This window comes from Brevibacterium gallinarum, from assembly GCF_014836885.1.
GTDB lineage: Bacteria > Actinomycetota > Actinomycetes > Actinomycetales > Brevibacteriaceae > Brevibacterium > Brevibacterium gallinarum.
This window is the reverse complement of sequence record NZ_JACSPY010000016.1, coordinates 49,993-60,442: the sequence shown is the minus strand read 5'-3', so window position 1 is coordinate 60,442 and position 10,450 is coordinate 49,993. Positions and strand designations below refer to the sequence as shown.

Below are 10,450 nucleotides of genomic sequence, written 5' to 3'. Positions count from 1 at the left end.
CAATCAGCATCGAGCCCACACCGCTATCGGAGGCCTCACCCCAGCCGACCGCGTTCACAACCTCACGGGGAACTACAGCTAGGACACTGATATGGCTGAAAATCTGCAGGACTGGATAGGTCGGACCACGACCCTCACCGAAACCGCCGACGGGGTGCGAGCCGCGCGCCTGGCGACTCTGCTCGGCCGCGACAGCGATGCCGAAGGGCCGCTGTCGCCGCTGGGCCACTGGCTGCACTTCTCCGAAGACGATGTGCCGATGAGTGACCTCGGTGCCGATGGGCATGCTGCACTTGGAGGATTCATGCCTCCAGTCCCGTTGCCCAGACGGATGTGGGCCGGCAGCACGCTTGACTTCCACACCCCGATCCGCCCGGGTCAGACGATCGAGCGGACGACGACAATCGAATCGATTGCAGAGAAGGTCGGCTCGACAGGACCGCTGTGCTTCGTTGTGCTCCGCCACGAAGTCAGTGCGGACGGCACCCTGGCGACGACAGATCGGCAGACGATCGTCTACCGCGAAGCCACCGCGACCGCAGAAGGTTCGTCCGCTCGCCCGCCCCGAGATGACTCGCCTGCACCCGAAGGCTGGGATTGGGTGGAGAGCGTGCGACCCAACGAGGTCATGCTCTTTCGCTATTCGGCGCTGACGTTCAACTCTCATCGCATTCATTACGACTACCCGTATGTGACCGAGGTCGAGGGGTATCCGGGTCTGGTGACGCATGGTCCGCTGACTGCGACGCTGCTGTTGGACCGGTATATGACCACGTACCCCGAAACCTCCGTCAGCGGTTACAGATTCACCGCGAAGTCACCGCTCTTTGCCGGTGAGCAGATTCATCTCGCCGGCCGGGAGACCGAGCCTGGCGTCCACGAACTGCAGGCCATCGCCCCGGACGGAAAGGTCGCCATCGCGGCGACTGTGACGACGAACTGAGCCTGCGGTCTGCAAAGCGTGACCGCCCCTGGGCGAACAGCAGGGCCGAACGCGTCAACCGCACCCGTAGATCCGAAGGGGTCTGCGGGTGCGTCTTCACTTGCAATCATGATTGCCCGGATGCCGGGCTGTGTCCTTCGAGTCGTCGGAGCTGGGTGCGGGGAAACGGCACGAGTTGGGTAGCTCTGGGGGCTACCCAAGCCGGTTCATCTGCGTTACTCTATTGCCAAACGCTGATATAGTGTGACTTAATTCATTCTTGATACGTCATAATCTAGGGGGCTGCTCCGCTTGCGCAGTTCAGCCCGGCCCCACGCCTCTGCGGCACCCCACCACCCGCACAGGTCACTACCGTGAGAAGGACAGAGAACATGGACGATTCCGATCTCAAAGATGTACTGAGCACCGTTCGCGAATTCGTGCGCGAACAGGTTGTCCCGCGTGAACTCGAAATCGAAGACAAGGATGAGGTCCCGGCAGAGATCCGCGAGGCGTCAGCGGAGATGGGTCTTTTCGGCTGGACTATCCCAGAGGAGTTCGGGGGACTGGGCTTCAACGCCTATCAGGACGCCATGCTCGCCTTCGAACTCGGTTACACCACCCCCGCGTTCCGTTCGCTGTTCGGTACGAACAACGGCATCGCCGGCCAGGTGCTCGTCAACTACGGCACCGACGAGCAGAAGCAGGAGTGGCTTCCCCGCCTCGCCTCGGGCGAGGTCGTCTCATCGTTCGCACTCACCGAACCTGACGCTGGATCCGATCCCTCCGGATTGACCACCAAAGCGGTCAAGGACGGTGACGACTACATCATCAACGGTGCCAAGCGGTTCATCACGAACGCCGCTATGTCAAACGTCCTGATGGTGTTTGCGCGCACCAATCCGGAAGCCACCGGCACCAAGGGAATCTCCGTGTTCCTCGTGCCCACTGACACCGAGGGCGTGACGGTGGGGCCGCACGATAAGAAGATGGGACAGGCCGGAGCCTGGACGTCAGAGATCTTCTTCGACGATGTGCGGGTGCCGGCGAAGTACCTTGTCGGCGGTGAGGAAGAAGTCGGCTTCAAGGCGGCCATGGCATCGCTGAATAAGGGCCGACTGCACATTGCTGCAATGTGTGTCGGGCAGGCCACACGCATCCTCGACGACTCAGTCGAGCATGCAACGGTCGCCAAGCAGGGCGGCATAGCGATCGGCGAGTTCCAGCTCGTGCAGGCACTGCTCGCGGAATCCTACGCAGAACTGTCTGCCGCTCGTGAGATGGTTCTCGCCGCTGCCCGCCGGTGGGACGAGGGCACCGACCGCAAGCTCGGCCCCAGCTCCTGCAAACTCTTTGCTTCCGAAATGCTCGGACGCGTGGCCGACCGCGGTGTGCAGGTATTCGGCGGTATGGGCTACATGCGCGAAACCTCGGTTGAACGCTTCTACCGCCACGCACGCCTGTTCCGCATCTATGAAGGCACCTCCGAAATCCAGAAGCTCGTGATCGCCCGCCAGCTGCTCAAGGGAGCTCACAAGGCATGAGCCTCATCCTCACGAGCCTGACCGACGGCGTCCTGACGATCACCCTCAACGAACCTGCACGACGCAATCCGCTGAGCCAGGCTATGCGCGATGACATCGTCGGCGCGCTCACGCCCTTGCCAGCCGACCTCAGGGCCGTCATCCTGACCGGTGAGGACGGGGCGTTCTCTGCCGGTGGTGACCTTGCGTCGATGCCGCCGCAGGACCGTGAAGCCTCCGTCGAACGGATGAACGGCGTAGGGGACTTCATGCGCTTCTTCGTCGACCTGCCCATCGTGACGATCGCCGCCGTCGAAGGCGCGGCTGCGGGTGCTTCGGTGGGGCTTGTGTGTGCATGCGATTTCGTGGTCGCCGGGCGGGGCGCCAGGTTTCTGCTGCCCTTCGCGCGCCTGGGAATCGTTCCCGACGGCGGCCTGCTCTCACTGCTCCCGGCGCGGGTCGGGCTCGTCCGCGCGCGGCGGCTCTTCCTGGACAGCCGGCCAATCAACGCCGAAGACGGGGCAACATTCGGGCTGGTGGACGAACTCGTTGACTCCGGTCAGGCGCTCACGGCGGCGCAGGCGCTTGCAACACGCCTCGCACAGCGAGCTCCGGGTTCCGTAGCACATACCAAGCGTGCGCTGGCCGGTGGAGTTCCAAGCCTCGAGTCTGCTCTGCAGGCGGAGAACGCCGGTCAGGCGGAGCTGTTCTTCACTGAGGACTTCCGGGAAGGCAAACAGGCCTTCTTCGACAAGCGATCCCCGCAGTTCACGAGACGCTGACAGCAGCGGATACCCCCACCTCGGCAGCGGTGCTGCTGCCGCGGCACCCACCGCCGACACAACCAACCACCCCGGCAGACCATCGGGTTGAACGCATATTGAAGGAGAAGAGAGATGAAGAATCTGCTCGAAGGCCGCACCGCGGTCATCACGGGTGCCGCACAGGGCCTGGGCTACGCGATCGCCGAGACGTTCGTCGCCGAGGGCGCAAACGTGGTGCTCGGAGACCTGAACGAGGAGGCGGTCGTCGAGGCCGCTGAGAAGCTGGGCGTGGGCGATCGCGCCGTGGGCAGGGCCTGCAATGTCGTGTCGCTGGCCGACGTCGAGGCGCTGTGCACAACCGCCGTCGATACGTTCGGTTCACTCGACGTCATGGTCAACAACGCCGGCATCACCCGCGATGCCACGATGCGCAAGATGACCGAGGAGCAGTTCGATCAGGTGATCGCCGTTCACCTGCGCGGCACCTGGAATGGCCTCAAGACTGCTTCGGGCATCATGCGCGAGCAGGAAAACGGTGGTTCGATCATCAACGTGTCGTCGATTTCCGGCAAGGTCGGCATGCTGGGGCAGACCAACTACTCGGCTGCTAAGGCAGGCATCGTCGGCATGACCAAGGCGGCTGCAAAGGAAGTCGGGTTCAAGAACGTGCGCGTCAACGCCATCCAGCCTGGCTTCATCAACACTGCAATGACGGCTGCCATGCGCCAGGACGTCATCGACGCGAAGCTTGCCGAAATCCCGATGGGCCGCGCCGGCGAACCGTCCGAGGTCGCATCGGTCGTGCTGTTCCTCGCCTCCGACATGTCTGGCTACCTCACCGGCACGGTCACCGAGATCTCCGGCGGCCGCCACATCTGAGCCGGGCAGCGGTAGCTGCGCGGCCGGAATCCGCCACCAGCAGGTGATGAGCGCTAGCTGGTGGCGGATGTCAGACGCGCGATCTCCTCGGCGGAGAATCCTGCGGCGGTCAAGACCTCATCGGTGTGTTCACCTGGCTGTGCGGCAGGTGCGGGGCGGCGGTACGGTTCCGTCGCCGAGGCGTCTGCCGCGGAGCGGCCGCCGGACCACGTCGTTTCTCCCAGGTCAGCGAAGCGGGGGATCGGGGCAGGTTGCCGCACTCCCGCGTCGTCGCGGTACAGAAATGCGCGCTGCGCATTGTGGGGGTGGGCCTCGGCCTCATCCATGCTGAGAACGACAGTCGCGCATGCATCGGAGCCGTCGAACAGCTCCGCGAGTTCCGCAGTGGTCCGGGCTGCGATCGCTGCGCTGAAGAGCTCCCGCAGAGCCGGCCAGTATTCGGGCTTGCGGTAGCTGAGTTCGGCCAATGGTGCTGGCAGCTTGTCTGCGATGCCCAGGGTGGTGACGAACTCTGCGAAGAACTGCGGCTCGATGCAGCCCACCCCGAGGTGGCCGCCGTCGGCGGTGGGGTAGACGTCGTAGAACGGGGCGCCGGAATCGAGGAGGTTCTCCCCGCGCCGGTCGTTCCACATGCCCAGTGCTTCGAAGCCGAACATCATGGACCACAAGTGGTTGGCGCCGTCCATCATGGCGGCGTCGACCACGGTCCCGTGGCCGGTGCGCTGGGCGCGCAGCAGACCGGACACGATGCCGAGTGCCAGCTGCATTCCGCCGCCCCCGAAGTCGCCGAGCAGGTTGACGGGGAACTGCGGTGCCTCGCCCGAGCGTCCGAGCCGGGAGAGCAGACCCGAGGCGGCGATGTAGTTGAGGTCGTGGCCCGGCTGCTGCGATTGGGGTCCTGTCTGGCCCCATCCGGTGACCCGGCCGTACACGAGTGCGGGATTGGCGGCCATGAGGTCGGCTGGCCCGGCACCGAGGCGCTCGGCGACACCGGGACGGAAGCCTTCGATGACCGCATCGACGTAGTGGGCCAGACGGGCAAGCGCGGGTGAGGCGTGGGGTGACTTGAGGTCAAGGCAGACGGATTTCTTGCCGCGATCAAGCACCGGGTTCACCGGTTGAGGTTCGCTGGTGCGTGTCACCCTGATGACCTCGGCGCCCAGGTCCGCCAGCAGCATCGACGCATACGGGCCCGGACCGATTCCACCGAGGTCAAGCACTCTGATGCCTTCGAGCATGAGCGGGACAACGGTGGCGGGCTGCGGCGGTCCAGGAGTGTCGATGATGGGAATCCTTGTGACTAAGCGAATGTGAAGCAGCAGATTACCAGGGTGCTGGGTGAAGCGGCAGGTGTGCGCAGAACCGACGGCAGGCAGGCGCCGTCAGGCGCCCGCCCACTCGGGGGCTGTGTGAGCCCCGGGCGCTACCTGCCCAGCAGCTCGTCGCTGATGATGCGCATCTGGATCTCCGACGAGCCCTCGAAGATCTTCGTGAGGCGGGCATCGCGCCAGTGGCGCTCGACCGGGAAGTCCTTCGTGTAGCCAGCGCCGCCATGGATCTGCAGTGCTTCGGAGGTGACGCGTTCGCTCATCTCTGCGGCAAGATACTTGACCATCGCCGCCTCCTTCGAGCAGCGGCGGCCCGTATCGATCTGGGTGCACACGTGGTACATGAGCTGACGGCATGCTTCGATCTGCGCGGCCATGTCGGCGATCTTGAACCGCAGGTGCTGGAAGTCGGCGAGCTTGTGGTTGAACTGCACGCGCTGCTGCATATAGGCGATCGAATCATCGAGTGCGGCCTGCGCCAGCCCAATCGAGCGAGCCGCCGTGTGGGCGCGTCCCACCTCGAGCCCGGAAACCGCCTGGTAGAAGCCCTTTCCTTCTTCACCGAGCAGAGCATCGGCAGGCAGGCGGAAGTTATCGAAGTTCAGGTCCCACGTCTTCCATCCGAAGTAGCCGATCTTTCTGGCTGGAGTGCCGGACATGCCTGCCGGGAACTCGCCGCGCTCCTTCTCCACCAAGAAGGTGGAGATCCCGCGGTGACGCTTCGAGGGATCCTCGTCCGTGCTGGTCCGAGCGAACAGAATGATGTAGTCCGCCTGATCTGCGAATGTGCACCACATTTTGGTGCCGTTGATGATCCAGTCGCCGTTGTCGTCGCGGGCCGCCTTGCATTTGATGTTGGCGACATCTGATCCGGCCTCAGCCTCGGACAGTGCGAACGCTCCCAGCCATTCGCCGGCTGCCACCTTGGGCAGTAGCCGCTCCTCCTGCTCCTTGGTGAAGCCGCCGCCCATGCCGTTGCCGCGGGCGAGCAGTCCTCCCACGCTCATCCACGCCCGGGAGAGTTCTTCGGCTACCAGGCAGTACTCGAAGACTCCGAGTCCCAAGCCGCCGTACTCCTCGGGAATGAGGATCCCGAAGAAGCCCATCTCACCCATCTGCTCGATGAGCTCGGGCGGGAACTGGCCCTCGACAGGATCGAGTTCGTTGGCGATCGGCAGCACGACCTCGCGCGAAAACTGGCGGGCGAGCTGCTGGAGGTCGAGGCGCTCCTCGGTCATGTGATGAGGGGTATCGGGACGTGGCCTCGGTTTGTGCGTCATTGCGGTCCTTTCTCGCTGGCCCATTCGCAATCGGGGGAAGTCTTGTTCTTTCAGCCGTTGGTTCTGACAGTCGTCGGCATCGTGTCTTCAGGAGGAACGCCGGCTGGCACCGCGAAGCGGGCCAGACTCCAGCGGCAGCCGCGTCATCTCCGCCAGACTGCTGACGGGCGCCGCCCAGCGGATCAGCGTCCCCCGATCACTCCTGCGTCGTGCAGACGGCCGAGTTCTGCGGAGTCGAGCCCCAGTCGCTCGCTCAGTACGGCCTTCGTCTCTGCGCCGAAGACCGTTGGCTGCGCGTCGGTGAGATACTCGTCGTTGACGCGGATCGGCTGCGCACCCACGAGCATCGTCCCGAGCGTTTCGGATTCGATCGATCGCAGCACGCCGGACTGATCCGAGTCGAGCGCTTCGCGCGCCACCTCGCCGGCGCTGGCATACGGCCCCCATAGCACGCCCGAACCCTCCAGATCCGCCGCCACCTGCTGCGCGGTCCGCTGCGCGAACCAGGGCTTGAACAGCGATTCCAGGATCTCGCGGTAGGTATACCGGTTCGTCTCCAGCGTGAAGTCGGTCTCGAGCGAGGTCTGCAGGGCGTCGATGACAGCTTCCAGGCCGGTGACCTGCACGAGGTTCCCCCACTGCCGCTTGGTGATCGCGGTGATCATGACATGACGACCGTCGGCGGTGCGGAAGCTCGCTCCGAAGGAGCCGAAGATGTGGTTGCCCTGCTTGGCGCGTTCGCCCGCCGGCTGCAAAGTTTCCGTATACCAGCCGAGGTTCGCGACGGCGGCCAGCGCGACGTCTTTGAGGGCGATGGACTCGTAGAGGCCCTCACCCGTGGCAGCGCGGTGATACAGGCCCATCACGACGGCGGTCACGGCGGCCTGCCCGCACACAAGGTCCCACGCAGGCAGCACGTGATTGACCGGACCAGGGCTGTCAACAGGGCCTGTCATGAGCGGAATGCCCGTCTCCGCGTTCACGGTGTAATCCACGCCGGGACCGCCGTCGGCCGAACCCTGGACCTTCACGTGGATGAGATCTGCGCGCTTGGCCCGCAGCACCTCGTCGGCCAGGAACGGCCGACCGACGTTGTTCTCGACGAATACGCCGGCATTCTCGCCTGGCGAGGTGATGAGTGCCTGGGCGAGCTCCTGGCCCTCTTCGCTGCGCAGGTCGATGGCCACCGACCGCTTGTTGCGGTTGAGAGTGCCCCAATAGATCGACGCACCGTCTGCTGTGAGCGGCCACCGGTCGATATCGGGTCCACCCTTGATGGGATCGATCTTGATGACTTCGGCACCCAGCTGGCTCAATGCCAGACACGATGAGGGGCCGGCCACAAAGGAGTCGTTTTCGAAGACCGTGATTCCGGCCAGCGGCTGCAGCGGCATCAGTCCTCGATCCGTTCGAAGATCGCCGCCAAGCCCTGTCCGCCGCCGATGCACATGGTCTCCAGGCCGTAGCGCGCGCCGCGGCGGTCCATTTCGCGCAGCAGCGTCGTGAGGATCCGCACACCAGTGGCACCCACCGGATGGCCGAGCGAGATTCCTGAGCCATTGACGTTCATCCGCTCGAAGTCCTTGTGGCCGAAGTCCCATTCGCGGGTGCAGGCCAGAGCTTGGGCGGCGAACGCCTCGTTCAGTTCGATGAGGTCGATGTCTTTGAGGGACAGGTCGGCCTTCGCCAGTGCCTTCTCCACCGCCGGTACCGGGCCGATGCCCATGACGTTCGGTGCCACACCTGCGACTCCCCAGCTGACGATCCGCGCGTATGCCTTCAGGCCCAGCGCCTCGGCCTTGGAGCGGGTCGTGACGATGCAGGCGGCAGCGCCATCGTTCTGGCCGGACGCGTTGCCGGCGGTGACGGTCGCTGCATCGTCTTGCTTGCCCATGATCGGTTTGAGCTTGGACAGCGATTCGAGGTTCGCGTCGGGCCGAATGTGTTCGTCGAGCGTGATGTGCTGCTCGGGCTGCTTTCGGGTGGCCGGAATGACGATCGGCACGATCTCCTCAGCAAAGCGACCGTCCTGCGTCGCGGCGGTCGCACGGCGGTGGGATTCGACGGCCAGCTCGTCCTGCGCTTCGCGGCTGATGCTGTAGTCCCGGCGCAGGTTCTCCGCAGTCTCGATCATGCCGCCGGGCACGGGGTAGTTCTTGCCGCCGGCGGTGAGGCGACCGCGCGTGAGAGAGTCCTTGAGTTCGACGTTGCCGCCGCGGATTCCCCAGCGGATGTTCTCATTGAAGAAGGCCGCCCGGCTCATGGTTTCGGCGCCGCCGGAGATCACTACCTCCGCGCCGCCGGTGACGATTTCTGCCATACCGTCGATGACGGCCTGCAGGCCCGAACCGCAGCGACGGTCGACCTGGCGGCCGGGCACGGTGACGGGCATGCCCGCATCGAGCGCAATGACGCGGCCGATCGCGGGTGCTTCCATCTGGGGGTAGCACTGGCCGAAGATCACGTCGTCGACGACATCCGGGCTGATGCCGGTGCGGTCGAGGAGTTCGCGGACTACCTGGGTGCCGAGGACTTCCGGAGCGATGTTCTTGAACTGGCCACCGTAGGCGCCCACTGCGGAGCGCAGGGGCTCACAAACGACGATGTCTTCGGCCATGGTTCCTCCTTGAATAGACTCCGGGCCTGCCTGACCCAGGGGCTTTTAGGTCCTACTCTGGCACGGTCGATCTATGCTTGTCTAGTGTGAAATGAAGTTAATTGATTACGGATGAAGTATTAATGAGGGTGTGGGTGGCGACCGATCGCGGCTCCCTGTGTACGCACGAGCCGGTCCCTGCCATTCGGCACCGCTCCTGCAGCCACGGCGAGCCAGGAACGTGACCGGCTGGCTGGGGTCAGCTCACGGTCGGGAGGGCGAGGTCGGCTGCCTGCAGCACTTCGCTGAGCACCGGGTTGTTGTCGTTGCTGCGGTGCGCCAGGTAGACCTTGAGCGGTTCGTGTGCGACGTCGAGTGGCACCGCCGTGATCTCCGGGTGATTGTTGCTGGCGATGACGGAATCGTACGTAATGGTGATCCCGACGCCCTCCCCGACAAGTGCGGCGATGAGCCACGAGTCGGGTGCTTCCTGGATGACCCGGGGTGAGATCCCCTCGGCCAGGAACCATGAGGAGATCCGGTCGCGCATGGCCGACTGCGGGTAGGTCGGCAGCAGGATGAAGTCTTCATCTCGCAGGTCCGGAATCGTCACCGATTTCCGGCTCGCCAGCGGGTGGCCGGAATGGACCGCGACGACGGGGCGCTCGATCATCACCGGGCGGCCCGTGATCTGCGGGGGCTTATCGGTCCAGCGCACGAGTGCCAGATCGAGACTGCCCTCGATGAGCCGGTTGAGGCCCTCGGCGGCGTAGGTCGTCGTCTCGAGTTCGAGTGAGATGCCGGGTTTGAGGCGCCGCGTCGTGCTGGCCAGTCGCGCCACCAGCGGGTTGGACGAGGCGCCGGCGAAGCCAAACCTGACGCGGCCGATATCGCCCACCGTCGTGAGGCGAATGGACTCCTCGACCGCGGCGCAGTTCTCCAGGATCTCCTGCGCCGGCCCCACCAGGGCCTCACCTGCGGGGGAGAGGCTCACTGACCGCGTGGTGCGATAGAAGAGTTCGGTTCCGAGGTCGTCTTCGAGCTGGCGGATCGTCCGGCTCAGCGGCGGCTGGGCCATGCCGAGCTTCTTGGCGGCCTGGCCGAAGTGCAGTTCCCCTGCGACGGCGAGGAATGCTCGCAGCTGAAATAGCTCCATAG

9 protein-coding genes are annotated in these 10,450 nt (G+C 64.7%); 4 read left to right on the top strand and 5 right to left on the bottom strand.

Annotation, left to right across the window (positions count from 1 at the left end; genetic code table 11):
* The first annotated feature begins 91 nt into the window (after positions 1-91).
* The 4 genes from H9634_RS12675 to fabG all read left to right on the top strand — a co-directional run bounded on the left by H9634_RS12675 (position 92) and on the right by fabG (position 4,088).
* Positions 92-943: an FAS1-like dehydratase domain-containing protein gene (locus H9634_RS12675; protein WP_191727098.1), complete on the top strand. Its 852-nt coding sequence runs from the start codon at positions 92-94 to the stop codon at positions 941-943.
* Between the two features lie 371 nt (positions 944-1,314).
* Positions 1,315-2,466 carry an acyl-CoA dehydrogenase family protein gene (locus H9634_RS12670; protein ID WP_191727096.1) on the top strand — a complete coding sequence of 384 codons (1,152 nt, stop codon included), beginning with the start codon at positions 1,315-1,317 and terminating at the stop codon, positions 2,464-2,466.
* Positions 2,463-3,227, top strand: a complete 765-nt coding sequence (locus tag H9634_RS12665) for an enoyl-CoA hydratase/isomerase family protein (protein ID WP_191727094.1) — start codon at positions 2,463-2,465, stop codon at positions 3,225-3,227. Before H9634_RS12670 ends, H9634_RS12665 begins: the two co-directional genes overlap by 4 nt.
* A gap of 114 nt (positions 3,228-3,341) precedes the next feature.
* A complete protein-coding gene (fabG, locus tag H9634_RS12660) occupies positions 3,342-4,088 on the top strand; it encodes a 3-oxoacyl-ACP reductase FabG (protein WP_191727092.1) in 747 nt (248 codons plus the stop codon).
* Positions 4,089-4,141: 53 nt separating this feature from the next.
* Here fabG and H9634_RS12655 read toward each other — a convergent pair whose 3' ends face one another.
* From H9634_RS12655 to H9634_RS12635, 5 genes are all read right to left on the bottom strand, one after another.
* Positions 4,142-5,326, bottom strand: coding sequence for a CaiB/BaiF CoA transferase family protein (locus H9634_RS12655; RefSeq protein WP_191727090.1), 1,185 nt, complete (start codon positions 5,324-5,326; stop codon positions 4,142-4,144).
* Between the two features lie 185 nt (positions 5,327-5,511).
* The gene (locus H9634_RS12650) at positions 5,512-6,654 is read right to left on the bottom strand and encodes an acyl-CoA dehydrogenase family protein (RefSeq protein ID WP_225210932.1); all 1,143 of its coding nucleotides are present in this window, start codon (positions 6,652-6,654) and stop codon (positions 5,512-5,514) included.
* Between the two features lie 224 nt (positions 6,655-6,878).
* Complete coding sequence (locus tag H9634_RS12645; protein WP_191727087.1) at positions 6,879-8,090, bottom strand: CoA transferase; 1,212 nt, start codon at positions 8,088-8,090, stop codon at positions 6,879-6,881.
* Positions 8,090-9,313: an acetyl-CoA C-acetyltransferase gene (locus tag H9634_RS12640; RefSeq protein ID WP_191727085.1), complete on the bottom strand. Its 1,224-nt coding sequence runs from the start codon at positions 9,311-9,313 to the stop codon at positions 8,090-8,092. The genes H9634_RS12645 and H9634_RS12640 overlap by 1 nt, the downstream gene beginning before the upstream one ends.
* Positions 9,314-9,551: 238 nt before the next feature.
* Positions 9,552-10,448 carry a LysR family transcriptional regulator gene (locus tag H9634_RS12635; RefSeq protein WP_191727083.1) on the bottom strand — a complete coding sequence of 299 codons (897 nt, stop codon included), beginning with the start codon at positions 10,446-10,448 and terminating at the stop codon, positions 9,552-9,554.
* Positions 10,449-10,450 lie beyond the last annotated feature (2 nt).